This is a genomic window from Streptomyces sp. NPDC005784 (genome assembly GCF_042871525.1).
Lineage (GTDB): Bacteria > Actinomycetota > Actinomycetes > Streptomycetales > Streptomycetaceae > Streptomyces.
The window spans coordinates 16,260-40,381 of record NZ_JBIAIQ010000053.1; the positions used below are offsets into that span (position 1 = coordinate 16,260).

Annotated in this window: 19 protein-coding genes and 4 pseudogenes; 13 read left to right on the forward strand and 10 right to left on the reverse strand. The window is 67.8% G+C overall.

Going from position 1 to position 24,122, the window contains the following annotated elements; translation table 11 throughout:
* The first annotated feature begins 140 nt into the window (after positions 1-140).
* The gene (locus tag ACFYR3_RS41455; RefSeq protein WP_389287367.1) at positions 141-392 is read left to right on the forward strand and encodes a helicase associated domain-containing protein; all 252 of its coding nucleotides are present in this window, start codon (positions 141-143) and stop codon (positions 390-392) included.
* Here ACFYR3_RS41455 and ACFYR3_RS41460 read toward each other — a convergent pair.
* Genes ACFYR3_RS41460 through ACFYR3_RS41470 form a run of 3 tightly spaced genes read right to left on the reverse strand, consistent with a single transcriptional unit; the run spans position 362 to position 4,716 of the window.
* Positions 362-1,900: an ISKra4 family transposase gene (locus tag ACFYR3_RS41460; protein ID WP_389287396.1), complete on the reverse strand. Its 1,539-nt coding sequence runs from the start codon at positions 1,898-1,900 to the stop codon at positions 362-364. The genes ACFYR3_RS41455 and ACFYR3_RS41460 overlap by 31 nt on opposite strands.
* 5 nt (positions 1,901-1,905) lie before the next feature.
* Positions 1,906-2,247: a hypothetical protein gene (locus tag ACFYR3_RS41465; protein WP_389287369.1), complete on the reverse strand. Its 342-nt coding sequence runs from the start codon at positions 2,245-2,247 to the stop codon at positions 1,906-1,908.
* A gap of 54 nt (positions 2,248-2,301) precedes the next feature.
* Positions 2,302-4,716 (reverse strand): tetratricopeptide repeat protein, encoded by a 2,415-nt coding sequence (locus ACFYR3_RS41470; protein ID WP_389287371.1) that lies wholly within the window; start codon positions 4,714-4,716, stop codon positions 2,302-2,304.
* Positions 4,717-5,623: 907 nt separating this feature from the next.
* Here ACFYR3_RS41470 and tap point away from each other — a divergent pair.
* From tap to ACFYR3_RS41490, 4 genes and pseudogenes are all read left to right on the forward strand, one after another.
* A complete protein-coding gene (tap, locus tag ACFYR3_RS41475) occupies positions 5,624-7,882 on the forward strand; it encodes a telomere-associated protein Tap (protein WP_389287373.1) in 2,259 nt (752 codons plus the stop codon).
* Between the two features lie 15 nt (positions 7,883-7,897).
* A pseudogene (tpg, locus tag ACFYR3_RS41480) lies at positions 7,898-8,456 on the forward strand (telomere-protecting terminal protein Tpg).
* Positions 8,457-8,799: 343 nt separating this feature from the next.
* Positions 8,800-10,050 (forward strand): hypothetical protein, encoded by a 1,251-nt coding sequence (locus tag ACFYR3_RS41485; RefSeq protein WP_389287375.1) that lies wholly within the window; start codon positions 8,800-8,802, stop codon positions 10,048-10,050.
* Positions 10,051-10,331: 281 nt separating this feature from the next.
* Positions 10,332-10,682 carry a hypothetical protein gene (locus ACFYR3_RS41490; RefSeq protein WP_389287377.1) on the forward strand — a complete coding sequence of 117 codons (351 nt, stop codon included), beginning with the start codon at positions 10,332-10,334 and terminating at the stop codon, positions 10,680-10,682.
* Positions 10,683-10,787: 105 nt separating this feature from the next.
* Here ACFYR3_RS41490 and ACFYR3_RS41495 read toward each other — a convergent pair whose 3' ends face one another.
* The gene (locus ACFYR3_RS41495; RefSeq protein ID WP_389287379.1) at positions 10,788-12,635 is read right to left on the reverse strand and encodes a TniQ family protein; all 1,848 of its coding nucleotides are present in this window, start codon (positions 12,633-12,635) and stop codon (positions 10,788-10,790) included.
* Entirely contained in the window at positions 12,632-13,195 is a 564-nt protein-coding gene (locus ACFYR3_RS41500; RefSeq protein ID WP_389287381.1) for a hypothetical protein, read from the reverse strand. Before ACFYR3_RS41500 ends, ACFYR3_RS41495 begins: the two co-directional genes overlap by 4 nt.
* Between ACFYR3_RS41500 and ACFYR3_RS41505 the strand changes: the two genes are divergently transcribed.
* The 4 genes from ACFYR3_RS41505 (at position 13,188) to ACFYR3_RS41520 (ending at position 16,401) form a co-directional block, all read left to right on the forward strand.
* Complete coding sequence (locus ACFYR3_RS41505) at positions 13,188-13,580, forward strand: hypothetical protein (protein ID WP_389287382.1); 393 nt, start codon at positions 13,188-13,190, stop codon at positions 13,578-13,580. The genes ACFYR3_RS41500 and ACFYR3_RS41505 overlap by 8 nt on opposite strands.
* A 74-nt stretch (positions 13,581-13,654) precedes the next feature.
* Positions 13,655-14,158, forward strand: a complete 504-nt coding sequence (locus ACFYR3_RS41510) for a hypothetical protein (RefSeq protein ID WP_355857991.1) — start codon at positions 13,655-13,657, stop codon at positions 14,156-14,158.
* Positions 14,159-15,608: 1,450 nt separating this feature from the next.
* Positions 15,609-15,947 (forward strand): MerR family transcriptional regulator, encoded by a 339-nt coding sequence (locus ACFYR3_RS41515; RefSeq protein ID WP_355857988.1) that lies wholly within the window; start codon positions 15,609-15,611, stop codon positions 15,945-15,947.
* A 250-nt stretch (positions 15,948-16,197) separates the two neighbouring features.
* Positions 16,198-16,401 (forward strand): cold-shock protein, encoded by a 204-nt coding sequence (locus ACFYR3_RS41520; RefSeq protein WP_054230424.1) that lies wholly within the window; start codon positions 16,198-16,200, stop codon positions 16,399-16,401.
* Positions 16,402-16,661: 260 nt separating this feature from the next.
* On the opposite strand, the gene ACFYR3_RS41525 is transcribed toward ACFYR3_RS41520, so the two are convergent.
* Positions 16,662-18,389, reverse strand: a complete 1,728-nt coding sequence (locus tag ACFYR3_RS41525; protein ID WP_389287385.1) for an IS1634 family transposase — start codon at positions 18,387-18,389, stop codon at positions 16,662-16,664.
* 942 nt (positions 18,390-19,331) lie between these two features.
* On the opposite strand from ACFYR3_RS41525, the gene ACFYR3_RS41530 reads away from it, so the two are divergent.
* Together ACFYR3_RS41530 and ACFYR3_RS41535 are read left to right on the forward strand one after the other, a co-directional pair.
* Positions 19,332-19,925 carry a hypothetical protein gene (locus ACFYR3_RS41530; protein WP_355857979.1) on the forward strand — a complete coding sequence of 198 codons (594 nt, stop codon included), beginning with the start codon at positions 19,332-19,334 and terminating at the stop codon, positions 19,923-19,925.
* Between the two features lie 191 nt (positions 19,926-20,116).
* Positions 20,117-21,117: pseudogene (locus ACFYR3_RS41535) on the forward strand (IS630 family transposase).
* Positions 21,118-21,438: 321 nt separating this feature from the next.
* Here ACFYR3_RS41535 and ACFYR3_RS41540 read toward each other — a convergent pair.
* The 3 genes and pseudogenes from ACFYR3_RS41540 to ACFYR3_RS41550 form a co-directional block, all read right to left on the reverse strand.
* Positions 21,439-21,684, reverse strand: a complete 246-nt coding sequence (locus tag ACFYR3_RS41540) for a DUF3761 domain-containing protein (protein WP_389287387.1) — start codon at positions 21,682-21,684, stop codon at positions 21,439-21,441.
* Between the two features lie 233 nt (positions 21,685-21,917).
* A pseudogene (locus ACFYR3_RS41545) lies at positions 21,918-22,094 on the reverse strand (glycerol-3-phosphate dehydrogenase); the annotation flags it as partial.
* A gap of 201 nt (positions 22,095-22,295) precedes the next feature.
* Complete coding sequence (locus ACFYR3_RS41550) at positions 22,296-22,808, reverse strand: PadR family transcriptional regulator (protein ID WP_389287388.1); 513 nt, start codon at positions 22,806-22,808, stop codon at positions 22,296-22,298.
* 63 nt (positions 22,809-22,871) lie between these two features.
* On the opposite strand from ACFYR3_RS41550, the gene ACFYR3_RS41555 reads away from it, so the two are divergent.
* Positions 22,872-23,465, forward strand: coding sequence for a hypothetical protein (locus ACFYR3_RS41555; protein ID WP_389287390.1), 594 nt, complete (start codon positions 22,872-22,874; stop codon positions 23,463-23,465).
* A gap of 162 nt (positions 23,466-23,627) precedes the next feature.
* Here the strand turns inward: ACFYR3_RS41555 and ACFYR3_RS41560 are convergent.
* Positions 23,628-23,837: pseudogene (locus tag ACFYR3_RS41560) on the reverse strand (serine/threonine protein kinase); the annotation flags it as partial.
* 1 nt (position 23,838) lies between these two features.
* On the opposite strand from ACFYR3_RS41560, the gene ACFYR3_RS41565 reads away from it, so the two are divergent.
* Positions 23,839-24,036 (forward strand): hypothetical protein, encoded by a 198-nt coding sequence (locus ACFYR3_RS41565; RefSeq protein WP_389287398.1) that lies wholly within the window; start codon positions 23,839-23,841, stop codon positions 24,034-24,036.
* Positions 24,037-24,122: the final 86 nt, after the last annotated feature.

Genomic DNA, 24,122 nt, shown 5'->3' on the forward strand with positions numbered 1-24,122 from the left:
TCATCCTGATCGCGTACGCTTCCCTGTCTGCTCCCCACTAGGGTCGCCCTGGGCGAGTGGATCAGCAACCAGCGCCTGCGACACCTGGCGGATCGTCTGCCCAGCGAACACGCCGACGCCCTCAATGCCCTCGGCGTGTTGTGGAGCACCCCGCACACACCTTCACCCGCATCCTCGACCACGCCTACGCCGCCGCCCACGGGCACCTGGCCGCACCCACTGACGCCACCCAAGGCGGCCACCCCATCGGCGCCTGGCTCGCCGAGTGCCGCAAGAAGGACAACGCCCAAACGCTCCCCAAGGACCAGCCGCGCAGCTCACCAACCTCGACGGGTGCAGATCTTTTGAGGGTGCCGTCGATTCAGGCGGTGGGTATGGCCTGGTCGCGGTAGCGCGTCTGGTGGTTGCGGATGAACTCCTGCTGCTGGTGCCAGGCCCAGTAGTTGTCGAAGTCGCCGTTGGCGCGGACGGCACGCAGTTTGAGTACGGCTTCAGCTCCGGACAGGCCCCAGCGGGCGCCGGTGATGTCCAGGCGGTCTTTGACCAGGTGTCGGCATGCTCCCTCGATGATTCCGGTGGCGATCGGCCAGCCGCGTTCAAGGGCGGTGTCGTAGCGCAGGTACCCGGCCTTGCCGGTCAGGTAGTTCACGGCCTCGTCGATGCCCTTGCGCTGGGCGCCACGCAGTCCGGCGGCGCGGGCGGCTGCCTTGAGTGCGGTGGCGGTCTGCTGCACGCCGCCGCCCAGCAGGATGCGGGCGTGGTGGGCGACCCAGCTCTCGGCGGAGGCATCGCCGGCCTCGTGCAGGCACCAGGCCGCTCGCCATAGGTATTCGAGCACGTGGATGAGGTCGATGATGATGTGGATGTCCGCGCCGCGCTGCTGTGCTTCGGCCTTGATGAGGTCGATCTGATGGCGGGCCCCGTCGACCAGGACGACCCAGGAACGGCGGTGGCCGGGGTCGCGGTGCTCGGCTTGGTCGAACACGGCGGCCACCACCTGCGCGGCGGTGTCGTTCACCGAGCCGCACAGCCACTTCGACCGGGCTTTCGGCCCCTGGCGGCGCTCGGGCGCCCCGCCGTGGACGGCAGCGTCTTGCCGGTCGGGGTCGGCGATGATGTCGTCGACCGTGCGTGGCGCGGGTTCCGCATCGTAGACGGCTCCCAGGGTTGCCATCCGTTTCCTGCCGTGCTTCTCGCCGGACGCCAGCCGGGTCTTCATCGCGTTGCCGCCCTTGGCGGCCGCGGCCTTCGCGGTGTCCTCGCGCAGCGCTTCGGGCCTTATCACCACGCCTTTGCCGTCGACCGACAAGATCAACGGCGTGGTGTCGGTGCACGGAGCCGGCACGAGGGCGTCGTAGAAGGCGTCGATGTCCGCTGCGGCGCTGACGGCGAGTTCCTGGACCTGCCGGTGCCCGATGCCGGAGCCGGTGTGGGCGTTGATGCGCTCGCAGGCGTCGGCGAAGCTGCCGCGGGCGGACTCGATCGCGGCGAGCCTGGCCAGCCCGTGCGAGTGCATTCCGTCCGGCAGGTTCAGCACCGCATCGGCCGGGTGCAGGTCCGCCACGCCGGTGCCGCGGTAGGCGATCCGGACCACGGTGACCTTGCCGAACACCGTGGCCAGCATCCGGCGCCGGCCCCGCTCGATCCGGGAGCGCCCGACACCGGCGGCGTCCACGACCTCCTGCCGACGCACCTCGTTTCTGGCCCGCAGCGTCAGGTGGTCCTGGAACAACTGCCGGGTGACCTCGCGCATCCGTGCCCCCAGCAGATCCTCCACCTGCGCGTGCGTCAGCGCCGCGGCCTGCGGGGCCGCCAGCTCCGCGCACGCCGCGGCGAACAGACCCGCCGAGGCGGCGAAGGCGTCCTCACACTCCACGAGCGCATCCTGGGCAGGCCCCACCACGCTCACCACCCCTGCTTCCTGCCGTCGACCTTGAACAGCCCGGACGAAGGCTCGGCCAGGATCCCGCGCTCCACCAGCCGCTTCAGCTTCGAGCGCATCCCCTCGACATGCCGCGGCTCGGTCCCCAGACCCAGGTGCTGGCAGACCTCTTTGCAGCGCATCGCCGCCCCCGAGGTCGCGAACAAAGCGATGATCTCCCGGTACTCCGGCGACATCAGATCGACATCGGGGTCTGCCGCAGGTCTGGGTGACAGGTTCGGGGCCGGTGTGGTCGTGACGGCCTCGAATTCGACGGCTGCGAGGCCGCAGAGTGCGGCTTGTCTGCGGCGGCGGTGGTAGCTCACTAGGCAGGTTTCTGAGTAACTGGCTGGCGCTTGGGTGCCGTGACGGGGAGAGGATCAAGGCTGGAGTGATGCGACCAGATCGAGAGCCTCCGCTGCTTCGTCGATGGAGCCGAGGTCTTCGAACATGCTTGCTGCGCGCGTGAGATGGATGACGGCCCGGCTAGTGTCATCTGCGGCGATCCATGCCTGGCCGATGCTGAACACTGCATAGGCGCGGAGGGCTTGGTCGTTGGCGCGTTCGCACGCGGCCTGGGCCTGCTCGAGGTAGGCGATCTGCTGCTGTGGTGTGAGGTCGGTTAGCACGTTGGCGCAGGTCATCAGAATCGCCGCCTCGTCGCGGGGATTGCCCGCACGGCTGGCTGCGATGGCCCGCTCACAGGCTGCTTGTGCTTCCTCGGTCCGCCCTGATGCCTGGAGCGCAAATGCTTCCGTGCAGAGTGCTTTCGCTTCGTTGGTGGTGTCGCCGAGCTGCTGGAAGAGCGAGGCGGCCCCTTCTGCTGTCACGCAAGCCTCTTCGAAGTTCCTCAGCGCTTGGTGATCCAGGGAAAGACTGTTCAGCACTGCGGCCTGTTCCTGTAGGTCCGCGACGGCTTGTTGGATTGCCAGGGCTTCCTGGTGGATCTGAAGTGCTTCGGCAGGTCGCCCCGACTCACACAGGGCCAAGCCGAGCCCGTTGAGTGTCTTGCCCCGTTCATTGTGGTTGTCCAGCGAAGTGAAGAGCTCGATAGCCCGCTCGTAAGCGAGGATGGCCTCGTCATAGCGTGAGGCCTCAGCCAGGGCGATGCCCAGGCGATTCCATGCTCCTGCTTCAGCGGCGAGTTCCCCTGCTTGGCGGGCGACGTCGCACCCGATCGTTGTCACGGCGATCAAGTCGTCGAAGTAGCCGTGCCAGATGAGGTAGTCGTAGAGGATCACCGGGAGCCGGATAGCGATGTCCACGTGTTTGGTGGCGGCTGCGGCGACCACGGTCATGGTGAGGTTGGCGCGCTCGCCGTCCAGCCAACCAAGTGCCCCGTCCAGATCAGCGAACTCGCCGGGTACTGACGAGTCGTGCCTGTTGGTGAGGTGTACGGTCGCCGCAAGCGCGGTTGTGGTGTAGTGCTCGAGCAGTCGATTCAGTGCCTCAGCGTACGCTCCTGTCCTTCGAGGTGCGTCTTCTCCTTCGCTGCCGTCTGCTGTGGCGTGCTGGGCATCATGCACGAGTTCGTTGGCATAGTCGCGAACCAGGTCGTGCATCGACCAGCGGCTGTTCACGCAGTCGAGCAGGTGCGCCTGGACGAGAGCACGGAGCACCCTACGGGTCTTCGGTAGCGGACGGTCAGCCAGGGCTGCCGCTGCTCCAAGACCGATGTCGGGACCGGGGTTGAGCGCCAGGAGACGAAAGAGTTCGGCTTCCTCCGCTGGAAGGCGACGGTAGGAAAGGTCGAAGGCCGCGCGGACAGCACGGTCTCCGTCGTCCAGGAAGCTCAGCCGGGACTGGGCCGCGGCCAGCTCGCCTGTGAGCTCGGTGACTGTCTGGCTGGGTTCCAAGATCAGCAGAGCTGCGCTGATGTGCAGAGCCAGCGGCAGATGCCCGCACAGGCTGGCCAGTTCCTCGAGGCCGATATCGGTTTCGAGGACGCGCTGGTCGGCCGGGTCGGCTCTTTGAAGGGCATGCTGCAGCAGCGCCACCGCCGCCTCGGGACTGAGCACGGCAAGATCCACGAGCCGCGCGTCGAGCGTCGGCAGGGTGTGCCGGGAAGTGATCAGGACCCGATGCCGCTGGCCGCCTGGAAGCAAGAGACGGACCTGGTCTGCGCTGGCGGCGTTGTCGGCCACGATCAGCAGACGCTGTCCCTGGGCAGCCTGGTCTTGCAGTTCAGACCGGTACAACGCTGCCCGCTCCTCAACTGCTGCAGGAATACCGGTCGGTTCGACGCCGAGTGCCCGCAAGAAGGCTTCCAGAGCCTGGCCGGGCTGAACCGGGCTCTCGTCATATCCATGCAAGTCGATGAACAGGCTGCCGGTGAACCAGCCAGCCTCAGTGGCGGCATGCCCGCACGCCAGGGCAAGCGCCGTCTTCCCCACACCGGCAAGGCCGGCGACCGAGGTCACCAGCACAGGCGCCACGCCATCCTCCGCGGCCGGGGCCGTGATCGATCCATCCTCTGAGCAGTTCGCATCCTGATCGGGTGACATGGCGGGTGGCCGCAGGACGGACAGAACTTGCTCGACTTCTGTCTGTCGGCCGCTGAGGTTCGGGGGTGCGGCGGGCAGTGATTCAAGCGCGGTGGGCGCAGGCGCGGGCGGATACACCCTGACCGTCAAGGGGCTGTGATCGCCCGTGGTGACCGCGCCGATGTTCCCGGAAGCTGCTACGGAACGCACGCCGGACGCTTCCGCGCCAGTGTCCGCAATCGCGGAATGCCGGTCAGCAGGTGAGCTCGGCGAGTCGGCAGTTGCTGGGGTCTTCTTCCACCACGGACTCATGTGCGCGCATCGTCTCCGGTGATGGCTTCGCCGACGTCGCCGGCCGCTGCGATGCCCCGCTCACCCGTTGCCTGTGCCGAACCGGGGGAACCAGCGGTTGTCGGTGCTGTCGCCGACGGTGCGGCGAGGACGGCCCGATCACCGGTAACCGCTCGGCCGATGCTGCCGCCTACAGCGACGGATCGTGCTCCCGCTGCTGTCACAGCCACCCCCTGGCTGCCCGCTACCGAAGGCCGCAGAAGCGTGTAGCAACTCAGTACAACCCCGATCAGACCTGCGATCGAACCAGCCACGCTTGCTACCTGGCCAGCTGTGTCTAGGTCAGCCAGGACAGCGACGACACCCAGCACCACCGCCGTCAGGAAGCAGAGCACGGCCAGCGCCCACATCACAATCCTTGCCCGTCCCGTCACCCTCACATCATCCCATCAGGGACAGACATCCCAGCCGTCCCACCCGCTCGGACTAGCTGCAGTGCCGGTTCCGTTGCCCGGGAAGGGGTGGGTCGCAGCGGCCCGTGCCCGGGCCCGGCATCGTGTGTGCGGGTGGCGGCCTTCGGCGCGCCCGCACGACGCGAAGAGGGACGGGGTTGCGCGGCAGGCACCTGACGAGGCGCGTCGGCGGGCCGGCTGCATCCGCGGGTTCGGGGACGGCAACGGGGGAGGGGACCGGGGCGGCGGCGGGCGTGCTCGTCGCCCTCCCGCCCGCGGGCTGCGTGCCGCCTCGATGGACATCTTCGGCGCAAGATATTGCGCGGCGTCGCAGAGCGAGCACATGCGGCCGCGAACACCCTCTGACCGAGACCGAGAAGTAGCTCCCCTCGGGCGCCGGTAGAGCGCGATGCGTACGGTCTGCGTACGCACTTCGTACGGTTATTGAAGGTAGGGTGGTGCTCTGGAGGTGCTGCATGTCCGAGTTGTTCGATGCGGTGGATGCACTGGTTGCATCGCGTTCCTCGTTGCCGCCTGCGGTGGAGCGTAAGCGGCTGCGTGTCGCGCACGGTCTGACGTTGGATGAGGTTGCTGCGGCGTTGCAGGTGCGTCGGGCGACGGTGTCGGGTTGGGAGTCGTTGACGAAGCCGGTCGAGCCGCGGGGCCGGGAGCGTGAGGCGTATGCGCGGATGTTGCGGCAGCTCGCGGAGCTCTACCCCGCCCTGGAAGAGCCGGCCGCCCCGGCGCCCACCGCGGTCGCCGGCACGCTCGCCCCGGCAGCACCCGCGCCCGCCTCGGCGCAGGCGCGCCCCGTGTCCACCGGTCCGGGACCCGAGGCTGCGGCCGGGACCGTAACTGAGCACCCCCAGCCACCTGTTGCCCCCGTCGCCCCGGCTTCGGAGGGTGCACTGCGTCCCTCGCGTGCTACCGGGCCGTCGTCGACGTCGCGTCGTCCGCCCGCGCGGAAGGCGGCCCCGGCCGGGACCCCGACCGAGGGTGTCGACTCGCGGTTCGAGAACGGGCCGCTGGCGGTCGTGGACGTCGACGCGGATGCTCAGGTGCTGGCGTATTGCACCGGCGGTCTGGTCCTGGACGTGCCCGCCAAGTCCCTGCCGTCCCTGGTGGACTGGACGCTGAAGGAGGCGAAGCTCGGTCAGCCGAGACTGTCCGGCCCCGGCAAGGACGGCGACCCGCTGCTCGTGCTCACCGAGGCCGCCCTGGAGCGCTACGGCCTGCCCGTCACCCTCGCCGACGACGAGCGCCTCGCCGGTCGGATCCCGGAGAGCCACAAGGTCGTCAAGCAGCTGGTGCGCGCCGAGTGGCAGCTGACGAAGCGCGGGTTCGGGCCGTGGGCGAGGATCTACCGCCCCGCGCAGGGCTCGGACCGTCAGTGCGTGCAGCTGTGCATTCCGTCGTGGCACGCGCTGGGCACCCGGCACTGGGGCGAGGTGGGGCAGCTGTCGCCGGCCGAACTGGCCCGCGTCCTAGGCGTGTTCGCCTCCCGGGTGATGACGCCCCGCGGATCGACGGCGGTGACCGGCCTGGAGCTGATGACCGCACTGCACCCTGCGACCAGGGCCTCCGAGCCGGACGCCGACGGCAAGCGGCACTCCGAGCGCAATCCCGGATCCCTGGGCAGGGAGCCGGTCGGCCCGGCGCCGTGCGAGGCCCCCGACGGCCACCCGCTCCTCAAGGACCTGCCGCGCTTCCACGTCCGGGGGCCGGCGGAGAAGCTGTTCGAGGAGGCCTACGACTGGGCGCGGCCGATGACCGACGCCGAATGCATGCAGCGGCACCTGGTGGGCATCGACGTGAACATGGCCTTCGCCGCCGGCGCCAATGGCCTGATCGTCGGCCTGGGCGCACCGACGCACGTGACGGCGCCGGTGTTCGATGCGAAGCTGCCCGGATCGTGGCTGGTGGACCTCTCGCACGTCGCCCTGTCCCGGGTGAAGGTCGGCAAGGATAAGTGGGCAGACCTGGACGCGAGTCTGCTGCCCAGCCCGTTCACGCCGAAGGGGGACCGGCCCGAGGGCCCGGCCTGGTATGCGACACCGACTGTCGCCTACGCGCAGGAGCTCGGCTACGACGTCACGCCGGTCGAGGCCTGGTTGCGGTATGACAACGGCCGCTATCTGGATGGCTGGTACAACCGGCTGCGCGACGCGTACCTCGCCACGATGGCCGACCTCGGCGTCCACGCCGACCTCGCCCCGGCCGACTTCCTCACTGCGATGGAGGGCTACAAGGACCGCGACCCGGAACTGGCGATCGTCGTCTCGGCCATCAAGGCCACGGTCAAGGGCGGCCTGGGCAAGCTGCGCGAGCGCCCGCGCGGGGAGGGCTGGAAGCCGGGCGAGCCGTGGCGGGCGCTGTCGCGTCCCACCTGGCGCCCGGACATCCGCGCGGCAGTCATCTCCCGCACCCGGATCAACCTGCACCGCAAGATCATCAAGCACGCCGCGTTCACCGGCCAGTACCCGGTCGCGGTCCTGTCCGACTGCGTCGTCTACGCCGCCGACGGGCCCTCCCCGCTGGACTTCCTGCCCTACCGCGACGGCAAGCCGCTGCCGGGCGGCTTCAAGCTCGGCGTCAACCCCGGCCTGGTCAAGCACGAAGGTACTCAGTCTGTGCTGTGGGGCGAGGAGGTTCGCGAGCGGTTCAACGCCCCGGAGCTCAACCTCGCCCGGTACATCAAGGACGGCACCGTCACCGACATCGACAACGGCGAGTAGGGGAGCAGGCAAGCGATGAGCATGTTCGGGGACGGCCTGGACAAGGCGGTGCAAAAGGCGTTCACCCGCCCCGCACCCAAGTCCGCGGGCCCGCAGATGCGGTACATGGTCAAGCAGCTCGGCGGCACGAAAGCGGTCGCCGAACTGCTCGGCATGTCCCAGCGGCAGGTGGAGCGGTACGTAGCGGGCACAGCCAAGAAGCCGCGCCCCGACCTCGCCGCCCGCCTGGAGCGCGAGGTAATCAAGCGCTGGCAGCCGCAGATCCGGGCTAAAGCCCCGCAAGAAGGCCACGACGACTGGCGGCATCGTCATCGACGCCCGCGCCCGCATGGGCTACACCGCGCCGATCGGCTCGACCGACCAGGACCGCATCCGGCACCTGACCGTCGCCCTGCCGCCCCGCTACGCCGCCCGCCTCTTCGACGCCCAAGCGGCCGGCGCAAGCGACACCGAACTCCAGGAGATCGCGGCCGAAGCCCTCAAGGAGGTCTACTTCCAGGACGGCGGCCGCCGCGCCGGCAGCCTGGAAGAGGTCCGGTTCACCGACGTCGAACACCTCGAGTTCGACCTGTAGCAGCCCGCGCGAACAGGCCGCGAGCCCGGCCCAGTTGGTCCGGGCTCGCTTGCGTATCCGTGGGGGCTCGGATGTTCATGCACACGTGCCGTGTCCAACGACCGCGGCCTCCACCAGCCACCACCCGAGGTGAGTACCTAATCCTGATCCATGCATGACAAAACGCCTTCCAGGGGCGCGTGTAGAGATCGGGGATGCAGGTTGCATACGAACGTCCCGAGCGTCGTCGCCGACAGCGCCTGCGGGACTATGGACAGTTGATCAGCCCATAATCGGAGTCAGTGCCGAGCGACCCGGGACATCGCACCCGCCCCGGGTGCGCTCACCGCGATCGGAGAGCATCGTGAAGAACAGCGCGTTGTGGCGAGTGGTTGACAACGAGAGTGGTAGCCAGTCCATCGTCAGCACGCCCTCCGAGGCGGTCGCGTTCGTCAACAGCCGGTTCGACACCGATGACGACGACGAGCCGTTCAGCATCACCGAGGTCGGTCCTCTCCTTCCGAAGCCGCTCGGGGTCATCACTGCATGGGCCGCCGAGAAGGACGGCGAGCGAACCGACGGACGTACTGCGCCGATCACCATCAGGCCGGTTGTGACGGACAACGCCAGCGAGTGCGAAGACGTCGTGCTCTGGGGCGACGTATATGTCTCCTGGGACCACGACATGTACACCGTCGAGGAGCCGGAGAGCTCCGAGTACAGCGAGGCTTACAGCGCAGCCGAGTTGAGCGCGATCCTCGACGAGTACGCCGACGACTACGAGTACGCGCCTGAAGGGCCTGAAGGGCCCGACAGCCACAGGTGGCCGAAACCGGAAGAGTTGATCACCTACGGCGCCCAGGAGTGTGCCAAGCGGTTCGGGCACCTCGACGACGACGCCCTGCTGTGGCTGGCCGCCACCCGCATCACGCTCGCGGTGTGGCGCAACACACCCGTCGAGAACTGGCATGCCGGGAAGAGTCCGCTGCACGACGGCACAATGATGCGGATCAACACGGCAACCACCCGACTCGTGCGCTCGATGCTGTCGTTCGACCATGTCGACTGGATCGCTGTCGGTCTCGCGATCGTCAACCCGTCTCGGGTTCTACCGACCGCGCAGTCTGTGCTCGAGCTTGGGCTGTCCTGCCACAACCCTGACGACCCGGCGCACGAGGTTGATCCGCGAGAAGAACTCGCGGAGATGGCACAGGTCGCGATCTCATGGGGGCGAAGGTACTGCCTTCACGAGAAGGAGTTCGGCCTGCGAACCCTGATCGAATCCTTCTGCGCGTCCGACAACGGCTGGTTCGGAGCTCCGAGTTGGGGGCGCATCGTCGATCGGTTCCTTACGGCTGTCGACGACCGGAAGAATGCGCACTGGCGCATGCACCGGGACAAGCCTTGGTTCGACGATTGGTTCACCAACCGCCCGGCCGACATTGCGGACACCACGGAATTTCGTCGGCTGCTCCATGCCGGGCCCGACCTGCTGTCCGAGGAGGCCGCCGAATGGTGCGTGGACGGTGCCATCGGCTACGTCTGCCCGGACGACCACGCAAACGGCTGCCCGCGGTGCGGTATCCCGCTGGCAACGGAGCCCTCAAACGAGTGACGGCAGTGGCCAGCGATTCTCAATCCCGTGCCAGTTCGGCCAGTCACATGACACCGCGACTGAGAAAATGTCACGGGATCTGAGAACAGGAGAGCTTTTACCCGTCCCGCGCCGAAATCCGCAACAGCCCAGATGAAATTCCTCCTCACGCGGGCGCAGGGCTCGACCAAAGTCCTGACGGAGCGCCTGGGCATCTCACGCCGCACCATCGAGCGCTACCGCTCCGGAACGCTGAAGACCCCGCAAAAGCGTCTGCAGGCCGCCCTGGTCGAGGAGACCCAATGCAAGGGAAACCGCAGGTCAGGGATCAGACTCGGAAAAAGGCGTCGACCTCCAGCAGGATGATGGTGGAGGTGACGGCCTACTTCGGGTTCATCGCCTCGGGCAGCTCCGACAACGGCCGTACACGCACCATCACCACCCCGATCTCGCCCACCTCCGTGCAGCAGATCCTGGACCTCCAGGAGGCCGGAGCGACGGAGGAAGACCTGCATCCCCTCGTCGTGGAGGACATCACCGAGTCGTATTTCACTGAGTGGGGCACTCGCGCCCATGGTCTGCGTGCGGATTTTTACGCACGTTCAAGCTGTGGATTTCCTGTTCTGACGCAGTCGAATTCCAGCCTGCTATAAAGAAATCCGGCGGGTAGCCTCAGAAGCGTTCTGGCGGCGGTCCGCTCTGATTTCTCACCACGAATGCGAGGTCGAAGACGACCAGGATATGTGTGACTGAGCGTTCTACTTGGCGAGTGAGCGTTGCGCTTGGCGAGTTGAGCACTGGTTGTCGAGAGAGTCGGCGAGCCGGTCGGCGTAGGCGTCGAGCAGCTCCTTGAGCATGACGTAGCGGGGGTTCCGTGCCCGCTTGAGGAGACTGCAGACGGTGGTGATGTCCCTCCTCCAGACCGTCTGCTGTGCGTCATCGCCTCGGATCTCGGCCGGTGTGGGGGCGAAAAGGTGTTCGCCGTGGGTGGCACGGGCCCAGACATAGGCAGAGAGTGCGAGGCGTTTGCGGTCGTCCGCCGTGAATCTGCAGCCGCGGGTGAGCCTGTCGTGGACGATCTCTGTCTGCCAGGTCTCCGGTGGGATGGCCCAGTCCTTCAGGGCCCGGCGGCGGTGTTCGTAGTCGGTGGGCCGGTGACGGAGTTCTTCGCCTTCAAGGTCGTCGAGGGTGGCGTTGAAGGCGAAGGTCAGCCCTCTGTCCTTGAGGCGGTGGGTGAGGATGTTGTCGAAGCGTGTGGAGGTGCCGGGCAGGACGCCGAGGAAGCGTGCGGCGTCGATGATGGAGCCCCCGCGGGCGCGCTTGACCAGGCGGACCGCGGCGCCGCGGCGGAGCTGCCAGAGGGGAATGCCGGGGAACGCGGACAGATGGCGGGCGACCCAGGCGTCGCGGAGGAAGGCCGGAACGTGTTCCGCACGAAACGAAGTTCCTCGTCGGGGTCGCGTGCGTCCGTCCGGGCCGCGTCTGCCGACCGACAAGACGTCGTCGACGGCGAGTTGGAACGCGGGTGAGCACTCGTGCCGGGACCTTCTGAAGAGTGCGTCCCAGCCGTAGTAGATCCTGGGTTTCTTGACGCTGTGCTCCGTGGGCGGGGCCAGGGGGGCGAGTGCCTCACGGAGGTCCGGGGCGTTGAGGATGGTGTCGGCGGCGAGGAGCACGGCGGCGCAGGCGCGCGCGTCGGTCGGCGGGGCGTTCGAGGCGTTCCTGCGCGACGCCTCCTGCTGTCGGCGTTCGGCCAGCACGGCGGTCGCGGTGTGTGCCGTCCGGTGCCGGCCCGGCGGGGCCCCGAGGGGCCAGGTCGCGACGACGAGCGCGCTGGTCAGGTGGAGTTCGGTGAAGTAGCGGACGGAGTGCGCCGGTGGGCTGTCGGAGTTGAGCCTGTCCAGGATCCGCTGTTGCAGGGCGAGGTGCCCGGGAGCTGGTCTGTCCCAGGCGGCCGGAGGGGTGCGCTGGTCGAGCCGCCATCCGCAGACCGCGGCGGGGGTCGGGTGGTTCTTGGCTGCGGTGGGGGTGAGGGAGGGCGCCCGGCACTGTGCGGGGTGCAGGCCCGCGATGTTGCCCCGGGGGATGAGCTGGCTGAGGTCCTTCTTGACGATGGGCTGCTGGCAGATGGGACAGAGGTGCTCGAGGAAGCAGCGGTGGCGAGTGCAGGCGAAGACGTCCGGCAGGCGCCAGAGGACGTTCCAGGGGCCGCCGTACTTCTGCTGGATCGGTGAGCTATCCCCGGCCAGGCAGTGCGGGCAGTAGCGGCGGGTGGTGGGGAACAGCCAGTCCCGCTGCGGACCCGGAAACAGCACCGCCTCACGGACTGGAGGAAAGCGCGCGGCCAGGGGCTCAACGGTGAGGTTGCGGACCTCGTCGGGGGACAGCCGCGTCGCGGTGGCGAAGTCGGCGGCCATCTCCGGTGCCAGCGTGATGCCCAGCGCCGTGCGTGCGTAGACCTGCCCGGTGGGGAGGACGTCGGCCAGGCCGGTGTGGCGGATCGTCGCGGCGGGGGGCAGGCCGAGCCGGAAGCTGAGCCGGAGCAGGAACCCGGCCAGGGACTCCCCGGTCAGCGGGTCGAGGCTCCGTGACAAGGGTGCGATCACCCGGTGGCTCCGGCCGGGCCGCGGTCGTCGAGGACGGTGTTGCGGTGACGCTTGCCGGGGGTGCGCCGGGGTGGTGGGACGGCGGGGATCTCGCCGGCGGCCGGGTCGCGGTCCGGGGCGTGTGTCAGGTCGATGGTGATGGAGTCCAGGAGTGCTTCGGTCAGGGTTTCGTGCTTGGTGTCCATGGCTTCGCGACAGCCGTCCTCGATGAGGCGTTCGAGCAGGCCGACGACTCCGCCGGTGCGGTCGTAGAGGTATTCGGGCATCGTGCCCGTGCTCAGCATGCCGGGGCCGACGTTGAGCAGACGCAGGGCGCTCTCGACGCCGGTCAGGTGGGTGACCCAGGCGGCGATGTTGGCTGGGCTGTCGTAGCGGAACCGGTCGAGCTCGACCAGGTCGAACCGTCGCTCGGTCTGGGTGGCCTCCAGCCCGTTGACCCGGCGCCCCGCGGCGGGCGGCAGCGTCCACTGGCCGGTGGCGGCGTCGCGGCGGCCTTCGCTCAGCAGGCCGGAGCCGGGGATGTCGACGCCGGCTAGGACGAGGGTGACGTGCATGCTCATGAAGGCCCGGATCCCGACGGACGGAGCTCCCGCAGCGGTCACCGAGTGCGACTTCTATGCCTCCAAGCCCAACCACAGTGGCTCCCGGATGACGGGCACCGGAGGCATCAAGACGTGCTCCGGCGGTCCCGTGGCCTGCACCAGCGAGGTCGACCTCGAGTTCTACAACGACTTCTCCAGCCGCTGGATGACGGCGGGAACCGCCCGCCAGTCCAAGTGCGCGCCACCACTGCGAGCCTCCACCACGGCGACGACCTGCGTGAACCGCCCCGGTGACCCGAACGTCGCCTGGCGCACCAGCACGGTCGGAACCCTTGTCAGCTCGGGCGGCTCCCACGGCACCGGCACCGCGAACAGCCCCGTCCTGTACGTACCCTGCGCCTGATGCGACATTGAAAAGGCCCGCAGTTGCCGGAGCGATCGGCGGCCGTGGGCCTTCACTGGCTGTAGAGAGGATCGATGGTGACCTCGGACCCAGACACACTGTGGAGCCGCTGTGCCCGCTTGGGCCGTGTCCTGCTGCCGCTGGTGGACCAGGAGCCCGGGCGGGAGGCTGAGCGGCACGAGAACCTGCGGATCTGGGGTGTCGACACGGCGGTGGGCGAGCGCACGATCGAGGTCTTCACGGCGCTGGCAGCGCACGCGGTCGCGGTCGACACGTCCGTTCCGGCCGCCCGATTCGATGCCCTGCCCGTGCGCAGCGTGGCGGAGGCGGCAACCGGCAAGCAGGACTTCGAACTGCTCGCCGGCCTCCCGGAAACCTTCGCAGACGGCCGCGACGAACTGGCCGTGCAGCGCTTCCGCTTGTCCGCCTACAAGGGCGGACAGGCTAGCCGCCAGCTCTTTCAGCTGAGCAGGGAAGTACGCCACTCGCTGATCCTCCTTGCCGAGCGCACGTCCGCCCCCGCGTCTACATGCGGCGACGTCTTCCGCCATGCAGCGGAAGCCGGCCTGCCACACTGATAGAGACCGACGGCGGAGCCCCATCGGGCCAGGCCCGTGGATCCATCCGGGCGACCTCCACGAGCGCCATCGGCTCCTGGCGGGCCCGGTCGTTGGGTAGCTGCGCCATGACCTGCACCGCGAGTTCCTCCACCATCACGCCGTACTGCATTGCATTGCCGCGTCCTCGGCGATCTGCTCAGCGAATCCGTGATGCCGGATCGGCGTGGCCACCACCTTCGGGTTGCTCGTCCTGAGTATTGCTCCGGGACCATGACGGGGGGTCGCCGGAGAGGCTGCTTTTCCCTGGCGCTGCCGTGTCTGCGCGCGGGTGAAGCTCGTACGGGGTGCGGTGCCTGGCGGGGCAGGACGGGGCTGGCCGGAGGGGTGGTCCAGCCGCTTGGCGGCACTCTGCCCCTGTTCTGTTCGAGGCCGACTGCCTCACCGTCGGACACGCGAAAATCTGTGTTGGCTGGAGTAGACATTGGGTGGTGGGCGTGGTTATGGTTTCTCTCGTAGCCGAGATCGACAAGGGCCTGGCAGACATGAACTGCCGGGCAGCAGTACACGCAAGTGCAGTTCGCAGGACGGTGCGGTGGTGGAGTTCCGAAGCCAGGGTTGTTGCAGGACGGCGACGGGGCTGACGGCCGGACCGGGTGGCCCGCAGTGATCAGGGGCCGCCACGAGCAGTACGGCTCAACTCAGCGGTAGTTCAGTAGGTCGCGGTACCAGCAGTGTGGTTGTCAGTGGTTCCCCGGTAAAGGCGTCGGCTGCGGGCGCGCGTGCCGGGAGGTTCGGCAGTGGGGTTCCAAGCCAGAGCAGACGCAGGACGGGCGACGGGGCTGGCTGCCGGAGAGTGGCGCTGTCGCAGGCCACCAGCAGGTCGGTGCGGTGGTGGAGTTCCGAAGCCAGGGTTGTTGCAGGACGGCGACGGGACTGACGACCGGACCGGGCGGCCCGCAGTGATCAGGGGCCGCCGCGAGCAGTACCGCAGTGGCATTACCCGTAAGTGAAGTTCGTAGTGCCCAGCAGTGAAGTGAAGCGAGTAGTACCTCGGTGAAGGCGTCGGCTGCGGGCGCGCGTGCCGGGAGGTTCGGCAGTGGGGTTCTAAGTCAGAGCAGACGCAGGACGGGCGACGGGGCTGACTGTCGAAGGGTGGCACTTCCAGGCCACCCGCAGTGCCGCAGTACCGGTTTGGTAAGTGATTGATCAGAGGGAAGAACGGAGGAGTTGAGGCGCCATCAGGATCGCCCGGGAGGAAGCCTTGGACCCGGGTACCGCAGGACATCGATAGTGAGGTGGTCTCCGGTCAAGCAACTGCGATCCCCGCACACGTCCTCACCCCCTCGTGGGCTAGTGCGGAAACAGTAGGCCGGTGCATTACTGGGGCCGGCAGATGGTGTAGCAGTTCCTTCGGGGCCCTGGTGCGATAGGCACCGGGGCCCCTCCACGTGTTCCACAGAGAGGTGCGATGACAGCAGACGATTCGTTCGGCCGTCTCGATGACGACGACTTCCCCGCCTACACGATGGGCCGGGCCGCCGAACTCCTTGGCACCACCCAGAGCTTCCTGCGCGCGATCGGCGAGCACCGCCTGATCACCCCGCTCCGCTCGGCGGGCGGCCACCGGCGCTACTCCCGCTACCAACTGCGCATCGCCGCCCGCGCCCGGGAACTCGTCGACGGCGGCATGCCCGTCGAGGCCGCCTGCCGCATCGTCATCCTCGAAGACCAACTCGGCGAAGCCCAGCGCATCAACGCCGAACACCGCCGTGCCGCCGAACCAGTAAACCGGGCGGCTGCGGCCTGAGCTGGGGCGCACCTGCCGGCCCCCGGCGGGCCCGCGCGCACCTGCTATCCCACGCGGCGTGCCCTCGTTTCCCTCTGGTGACAGCCGGTTGTTGGCGTGTAGCGTTTGGGGCAGCTGTCGTGGTTCGGAAGTTCCCTATTGCCCACGCCGTAGGCGTGGGCGTTTTGCTGTGCTGTGCCGCAGGAACCAGGGCGATCACCTCCGCCTTCCGCATGGTGCGGGAGGCGTTCATCGACTGGAAGGCATGGACATGGCTACGGGAACTGTGAAGTGGTTCAACGCGGAGAAGGGCTTCGGCTTCATCGCCCAGGACGGCGGCGGCCCGGACGTCTTCGCCCACTACTCCGCGATCAACTCCTCGGGCTTCCGCGAGCTCCAGGAAGGCCAGCTGGTGACGTTCGACGTCACCCAGGGCCAGAAGGGCCCCCAGGCGGAGAACATCAACCTGGCGTGACCCGCCCGCGGACGGGACGATCGGCGCGTACGGCTGCCCAGCACAGTGCAACGGGTACCGCCTCGCTGAACTCGTCCCGGGTTTCGGCGGGATTTGAGACGCGCACGATCGGGGCCGCGCAGCTCGCTGCGCGGCCCCGATCCGTGTCCTGCGTTCCGCGTAATTCGGCGCCCTGGAGTCACGAATCTGGGGTCTGACCTGCGTGGACATGGGTGGGGGCGCCTGAGAGGCGTTTCTCTAGGCGCTGGTGTTCGTGCTGGTCAGCGGGGTGCGGGTTCGAGGGCGATGATCTGCTTCGGTGCGGGGATGCCGAGCTTGGCCAGGAGGTCGGTCTGGGGCTTGGTGGGGGTGGTGACCTGCCGGAACAGGCCGGTGGGTCCGGTGAACGTGCCGAGGTGGAGCCGGTCGAGCTCGCGGCGGATGGTCAGCCAGGTCGCACCGGTGGTGGTCTCGATGACGCGGATCAGCAGGAGGGCGAGCCAGCAGAGGACGACGTGTGCGCGTATGCGTTCCTCGAGCCGGTGATAGACGGGCCGCAGGTCGATGATCTGCTTCATGTCCCGCCAGCCCCGCTCGACTTCGAGGAGCTGCTTATAGCCGAGCGCGATGTCTTCCGCGGACAGGTGCGGGTCGGAACATCGCAGCAGGTACTTGCCGTCGAGGTTCTCCTCGGCCTTGATCTTCGCGGTGTCGATGCGGAGTTTGCCGGCCGGGGTGGTGCGGAGGTAGCGGTTGAGGCCGGGCTTGCCGGTGATCTTTCCTCGGAGTTCGCCGCGCTTGAACTCGTTGAGCTTGTCGGTGTCTTCGATCAGGGTCGTGAGCTGGGCGACGAGCTGTTCGCGTATGTGCTGGTCACGGGTTGCGGCTTCGGAGTTGTGGCAGATCACGAACCGTTCGGTGTCGGAGATCCGCACTTCCTTGACCCGCATGTTCTGGGCGATCTCGCCGTAGCGGCCCTGGCGGGACAGGGCGGCCTTCACTTCCGGGCTGCCGGAGCGGAGTTTCTCGCCGACGATGTAGGCGTTGTCTCCCTGGCGGAGGTAACGGCGGTTGCGTTCGCTGGAGAATCCCCGGTCGGTGACCCACACGATCTTGCTGAGGGTCCAGTCCCGTATGTCGTCCTTGACCTGCCGGATCAGCTTCTGGTCGCCGGTGTTGCCGGGCCAGGACCAGACGCGGACCGGGATCCCGTCCCTCGTGACGGCCATTCCGATCACGATTTGCGGCAGGTCGTCGCGGGAGTCCTTCGACTTGCCGAAGGTGCGGAACCCGGCCTGGTCAGCGGGTTCGCCGTCCTCTTCGGCGGGTGGGCGGTCTTCCGTCAGGAGGCGGCCCTTGTCGTCGCGGGCGGCGGGCTCGTCGGCCTCCTCCAGTTCGAAGTAGGTGCTGGTCGTGTCGAAGAACAGGAGGTCGACCTCGAGGTTGAGGAGGTTCGCGACCTCGTCGAACACCCGCTTCTCGAGGTCGTCGGTCACCTCGCGGAGCCAGTCCATCGCCCGGTAGCAGGCGTCGTCGTCGATGTCCGGCAGGCCCTCGACATGCACGTCGTGCGTGACCCAGTCCGCAGCGGCCAGCTTGGACGACGGAGCCAGGGCCCGGTTCGCGACCAGGGAGAACAGCACCCGTTCGGTCACTGACATGTCCCGGCGCCGGCCCCGCTTGGGCTGCCCGATCTGCCCGACGATTCGGTCGATCTTCAGCCGCCGCCAGACATGGTCGAGGGCATAGGTGCCGCCGAACGGGACCGACGAGACGAACTCCAGGCCGCCCGCCGCGGTCGACGCCAGCGCCTCGCCCGGCTCCAGGAGCCTTGATAGAGACGCGACCAGGCGTTTCACCGCGTCCCGGTCGAGGTCGTCCTCACGGCCGAACGTGAACAGGACCCTCGGGACCGCCCTGCCCTTCACCGGATCCCACTCGTTGTGGGCCAGGTGCAGGTACCGGACCGTGCCGGACTTGTTCTCCCGCTTCGTCGTCTTCACGTACATGGCTCCAGACCCTACGGAGCAACTCCAGGTCATCGCAGGCGAATTCAGAAAATCGCGTCTCTAGGCGAATCTGGCCGCGTCACCAGCCTTCAGCCCGCTGACCTGCATATTCAGCCCGGCAGGTACTCCAGAACCCCTGAATTACGCGGAACGCAGGCGTGTCGTGCGCATCGTGGTGCGCCACCCTGAGCCTCCGCCAACTTGAAGTCGCAGGTCAAAGGGCTGGTGTGACCGTGATGGTGCTGGTGCGAACTCCTGGGGAGGGTCCATGATCCGGCCGGGGAACTCCAGCTGCCACCCGGTGTGCGCCCAGATCCAGCGGCCTTCGTGCAGGCGGGCCCACTCGGGCATCGCCACCACGGTCACCGTGCCGTCCGCCGCACGCACCGGCACGGGCCTCCGCGGTCCGCGGCTTGCCGGGCTGCAGCCCGAGCGGTTCGGTCCGTACTGCACCTCACGCAGCAGGTAGCCGTCGACGGCGGCCTCCACCGATGCCCACCGCTGCCACAGAGGGCGAACGCCTTTGGGTGTGGCTCCTAATTCGTGAGTAGGAAGTTCCAGGTCAGCCCCGGGGAGGGCTGCTGGACGGACTGATGTGGATGCGGTTCGCGGTGGCCGCGTGGGCGTCGGATGGACTCCTGATGTCTCCCGGCCCTTCGAGGTCTTATGAAAGAGCGGTTGCGTTCGTCGACCGGCGACCTGTGTCTTGACCGGGATGTAGCGGTTGATGGTGCTGTTGTCGCCGAGCTGGCCGGTGGCGCTGTAGCCCCAGGCCATGACCACACTGCCGTTGCCGGGCGGGCTGACGCATGCCGTCAGGTCAGGCTTCCGGCGGCAGGGGGCGGCAGGTCTGGCAGACCTGTCGGTCGCCGCACCCTTCTTGGGGTAGCAACCGTTACTGGTTCGACCGGGACTGACCCGCCGAGCCCCAGGGAGGCCGTGATGGGACGTGATGCCAAGCACAAGAAGCAGGCACGCCGTGACCAGCGAGAGAGGCGGGAGAAGCGAATGGGGCGCCCCCGGCCGGAAGGCGAGCGGTTCGGCAGCGTCGGCCAGGCAGTCAAGGACGGCACGATCAGCAGCCGCACACAGGCCGCACGATCCACGGTGGGCTTCCTGGCGCGTACCTACCCCTCCGATCTGCAACAGGTGGTCCCTGATGGCCATACCTGCGGCGGTCCCCTCCTGGTCCACGTGGACGGAGCCTTCCAGTGCACCGCCGGTTGCCCCGGCGGGCCCAAAGTGGTCCACGACTTCCCCAAAGCCCTGCACTTCTGCGACTACACCGACCAGCTCGGCAGCACTGCCGACGAACTCGGCCAGGCCTGCTCGGCCTGCACGGCGTCCGGGGCAGCAGACCACCCCCACGCGCTCTGCCTGTGCACCGGCACCGAGATTCACCACCGAGACCGCACCACCACATGCAGCCTCGGGAGCGAATGCCCGGGCGAGGACACACCCCACGCGTCTAGGCAGAGCTGCGGCCTGTCCGAACCGTGCGACGGCTGCGGGATCCCTGCGCCCCTGCTCGCCTGATGTGACCGTGCGGCGTAGGCAACCCCACCCCGCACGGCCCCAACTGTCGCCGGTTCCTGAAGACTGACCCCCAGGAGTCTCTTGGGTTCTATTGATCCGAAACGGTTCGGGTTCTGGGCCGTTGTAGTGGCGTGAGTGATCTGGTGGGGGATGCGCGGCATCTGTCGCCGTCGGCGCAGGAAGCGTTACGACTGCGGGCGGTGGCCGCGTTGGTGGCGGGGCGGGGCCGTGAGGACGTGGCGGCGGTGTTCGGGGTGTCGCTGAAGGCGGTCGACAAGTGGTGGGTGAAGTGGCAGGCCGGCGGCCTGGAGGCGCTGGTCATGCAACCGCGGGGCAAGCCGGTCGGGGTGCACCAGGTGCTCGGGGCGGCTGAGCAGGCCGCCGTGCGGCAGGCAGTCCTCGATCACCTGCCCTGCGACGTGGGCTTGAGCGGGCAGTTGTGGACGCGGCGGCTGGTGGGCGAACTGATCGCGAAGCTGTACCGGGTGCGGCTGACCGAACCGGGGGTGGGCAAGTACTTGAAGCGGTGGGGCCTGTCCTTCCAGCGTTTGGACAAGCGGGCCGTCGAGCAGGACCCGGATGCCGTCCGGCGCCGGCACGAGGAGATCTGGCCGGAGATCCGGATGAAAGCGAAGAAGGACGGCGGCGAGATTCTCTTCGCCGACCTGGTCGGCATCCGTTCCGACCAGGTCACTGGCCGCACCTGGGGTGAGAAGGGCAGGACGCCCGTGGTGCGGCGGAGCGGGAACCGGTTCTCCGTGAACGCGATGTCGGCGATCAGCACCAAGGGTCGGATGCACTTCATGGTCTTCACCGAGAGCTTTACCGCCGAGGTGATGTGCCGGTTCCTGGACCGGCTCGCCGGCCACTTCGACCACAAGGTCCATCTCGTGGTCGACGGGCACTTTGCCCACCGTTCCAAGAAGGTCCGCGCTTGGCTCGCGGCCCACCCCGACGACGTCGAGCTGCACTTCCTGCCCCGTACTCGCCCGAGCTGAACCCCGACGAGCTGGTCAACGCCGACCTCAAACACGGCCTGCCCAAGCAGCACCGAGCCCGCGATCAGGCCGAACTCGCCGCAGAGACCCGCCGCTTCTTCCGCAGACGCCAGCGCCAACCACACATCGTCCGCGGATACTTCGGCGGCCCGCACGTCCGCTACGTCCTGGACGAGAACCCCATGAGTTTCTGATCAATAGTTCAAGCCGTCGGCCGCGATGAACTGCTACGAGTTGTTCCTGCCTCGCTGGCGCTGCCGACCCTGACGATCCGGTCCAACGCCCATCGCTATTGTCCGAGGAGGTAGGGCAGGGTGTCTCGTATTCACAACCGCTGATATGCCGGCCCGCAGGTTCGGAGTCCTCCGCATCGGCGTGGTGCACGTCATCGGGGATGTCCCCGGGGCGGGATTTAATGCGCGGCCGACACCTTCACCAGCTGCCACAGCGACGCCGCCAGGGCTGCACGGAGCCCCCACCTGGGGACACGGCCGGGGGCTCCGTGCAGATGGTGATCAGCGGTACCAGTACTTGACGCCCCGATGGTGCGAGCAGGTACCGCGGGCGTGGGCGCTGTAGGACCAGGTGCCGTCCTTGCACTTCGCCGTTGCCCCGCGCGGATGCGGTGAGTTGGCCTTACATACGCCTGTCGTATGCCGGGCGCACGTGGCCGCTGCCGCGTCGGTGGCCACCGCGACCGGGGCAACGAGCGCTGCCGCCAGTACGGCTGCCGCGACGGCGTTCCTGAATGTGGTCAGCATCAGAGATTCCCCTCCTGCGGATTCGGAGAGGCGATCATGGACCTGGCTGCGGGGAAGAGGCGGCCAGCCCGGTCAGCGGTCACCACGCTGTGACGGTCGTGGCCCAGTCGTAGCCGCATGTTCGAGTCATACGTACGCACGTGCGACCCGCACGAATGACGATCAGGCGCTGCACTGCTCGGGCTTCGGCGCCATCAGCCCCGTCGCACTGGTGGCTTCCTCGACGCTTACGCCCTGCCGAGGTGCTCGCCGAAGGTTCGGTTCCAAGTCGGCGAGGAGCAGGCAGCGATGAGGATGCTGGCCCCGGCGAGGCCGGAGAAGGCCAGCGGGTCGGCGCCCATCGCCTGGCCGAGCCGCGCGGTCTCGGCGAGGAATGGCGAGGAGAGCGCGGGAGTTGTCACCAGGCCTAAACGTCACTCTGCGCAACCGCCCGTCCTCGACATCACCGGAGTGGTTGCACTGTGCTCGCCAGCTCCGCCGATCAGCCCCGAATTGGGCGGATGGGATTCCGGTGTGCCGGGATCTTGTGAGCAGGTCTGAAACCGCCTGCCGTGGTCGGTGGGGGAGAGGGGTGAAACGCATGAGGAGGATCGAGCCGGGTCCGGCAGCGGTCACTTGATCTGCGCCGTAGCCCATTTTGCCCATTCGCGACGCATCGTGTTGAAGCGCAGGCCGTACTCCAGGGCGATGCGGCCGTGCACCGCGAGATCGTCGTCACCCCAGTCGACGGACTCCACGAGCTGCTTCAGGTCGTCGTGCTCCCGCTCGGACATCCCGGCGAGTTCGTCCAGGTAGGAGCGCGCCTGTTCCGGTGTGAGCACGCCGAGGAAGAAGACCCGCAGCAAGATGTCGCTGCGCAGGACTCGCTGGGGTCTGGTCTCCGTCATCCAGTGCCGCAGCTCGGCCAGCCCCTCGTCCGTGAGGGCGTACTCCTTGCGTCCACGGGGCCCTTGCGCCGCCACGGTGATCAGCCCGGCAGCAGCCAGCTTCGTCAGTTCCGTGTAGATCTGGCTCTGTGTGGCCGGCCAGACGTTGGCCAGCGACGTGTCGAAGAGCTTCAGCAGGTCGTATCCGCTGGCGGAGTGCTCCGAGAGCAGGCCGAGAAGTGCGTGTCTGAGGCTCATGTCTCCACCGTACCCGCCACCTCCCATTATTGACATGTCAGTCTTGAACCTTCTATTTTCGACATGTCAAAACAGGGACAACGAATCGGGGAGATCATGTCCTACCTGCGCACCTTTTTGCCGTGGATCGTCTTCGCCGTGGCTCCTTCGGGAGACTGGCAGTGGGCAGCACTGGCCGCGCTGGTGATCGCCGTAGCGGTCATCGCGCAGCAGGTGCGTTCCGGCGTCGGCTTAGATGCCCTCATCATCGAAGCCGGCTCCGCGGTCTTCTTCGCCGTTTTGGCCGCCATCGCCTTCACCCACCATGACTCGGACGTGCACACCTACTCCGCGGCCCTCTCGGCGGGCACCCTCGCCGTCATCGCCGGGGTCTCCCTGGCCATCGGCAGGCCGTTCACCCTGGGCATCGCCAAGCAGACCACTCCGCGCGAGATGTGGGGGCTCAAGGCGTTCATCCGCGTCAACGTCGTCATCACCGCCGTCTGGACCGCCGCGTTCGTCCTGACCGCCGTTGTACTCGCCGTCTTGGAACACGGAGGACACGCGCACTCCACCGCCGCGACGCTCGTCCAGATCGCCGGCTTCGTCGTCCCGATGCTCTTCACCGTCCGCTACGTCGCCCACGTCCAGGCAAAGCCCGCCGCGCAGACGATCTGAGGATCGCCCTTCACCGGTCTGGATGACGACCCCGAAAACCCAGGGGTCGCCACTGGCTTCGAGGCTGCCCGCACGAAGCCCCTCACCACGGTGAAGAAGCAGAGCACCAAACTGATCGCCGCTGAACGCGCCGCCCGCGAGCACGCCTTCGCCCACCTGAAGACCGCTGCCAAAGGGTAGGCGGCCGGTCGCGGCGTAGGCGACGAGGGCTCCCCAGGCGAACACGTCGCCGTGCGGGCCGACTTCGCCGGTGCGGTAGTGCTCGGGGCTGATCCAGCCTGGCGTACCCGTCAATACTCCGGTACGGGTGACCGAGGTGCCGTCCAGCGCGTGGGCGATCCCAAAGGGAGAGGACCGCACCACCCTCGGACCCGTGGAACCCGACGCCCCGCAGCGTCACGCGAAGGCCACTCCCGACACAGCACGGGACATATCGGGCAGCCAGCCGCTCACCGCGTCGCCGTCAGCCGACGGAAGAATCAAGGCCAACGCCAAAACGAAACTGATCAAGCGCCAGATGTACGGCCGAGCCGGCTTCCGCCTCCTCCGCCACCGCATCCTGCTCAACTGATCTATCCCGGCGAGCGATCAACGGCTCGGAAAATTTTGTCAGAGCCGATCACCGTACAGACCCCCGGCGTCCACGCCGTAAAGGGC

Excerpts from the sequence above, each read along its gene's own strand:
- ACFYR3_RS41470 (WP_389287371.1), bottom strand. The coding sequence starts at position 4,716 with ATGAGTCCGTGGTGGAAGAAGACCCCAGCAACTGCCGACTCGCCGAGC.
- tap (WP_389287373.1), top strand. The coding sequence starts at position 5,624 with ATGTCCGAGTTGTTCGATGCGGTGGATGCACTGGTTGCATCGCGTTCC.
- ACFYR3_RS41490 (WP_389287377.1), top strand. The coding sequence starts at position 10,332 with ATGCAAGGGAAACCGCAGGTCAGGGATCAGACTCGGAAAAAGGCGTCG.
- ACFYR3_RS41505 (WP_389287382.1), top strand. The coding sequence starts at position 13,188 with ATGCTCATGAAGGCCCGGATCCCGACGGACGGAGCTCCCGCAGCGGTC.
- ACFYR3_RS41500 (WP_389287381.1), bottom strand. The coding sequence starts at position 13,195 with ATGAGCATGCACGTCACCCTCGTCCTAGCCGGCGTCGACATCCCCGGC.
- ACFYR3_RS41510 (WP_355857991.1), top strand. The coding sequence starts at position 13,655 with ATGGTGACCTCGGACCCAGACACACTGTGGAGCCGCTGTGCCCGCTTG.
- ACFYR3_RS41515 (WP_355857988.1), top strand. The coding sequence starts at position 15,609 with ATGACAGCAGACGATTCGTTCGGCCGTCTCGATGACGACGACTTCCCC.
- ACFYR3_RS41520 (WP_054230424.1), top strand. The coding sequence starts at position 16,198 with ATGGCTACGGGAACTGTGAAGTGGTTCAACGCGGAGAAGGGCTTCGGC.
- ACFYR3_RS41525 (WP_389287385.1), bottom strand. The coding sequence starts at position 18,389 with ATGTACGTGAAGACGACGAAGCGGGAGAACAAGTCCGGCACGGTCCGG.
- ACFYR3_RS41530 (WP_355857979.1), top strand. The coding sequence starts at position 19,332 with ATGGGACGTGATGCCAAGCACAAGAAGCAGGCACGCCGTGACCAGCGA.
- ACFYR3_RS41540 (WP_389287387.1), bottom strand. The coding sequence starts at position 21,684 with ATGCTGACCACATTCAGGAACGCCGTCGCGGCAGCCGTACTGGCGGCA.
- ACFYR3_RS41550 (WP_389287388.1), bottom strand. The coding sequence starts at position 22,808 with ATGAGCCTCAGACACGCACTTCTCGGCCTGCTCTCGGAGCACTCCGCC.
- ACFYR3_RS41555 (WP_389287390.1), top strand. The coding sequence starts at position 22,872 with ATGTCAAAACAGGGACAACGAATCGGGGAGATCATGTCCTACCTGCGC.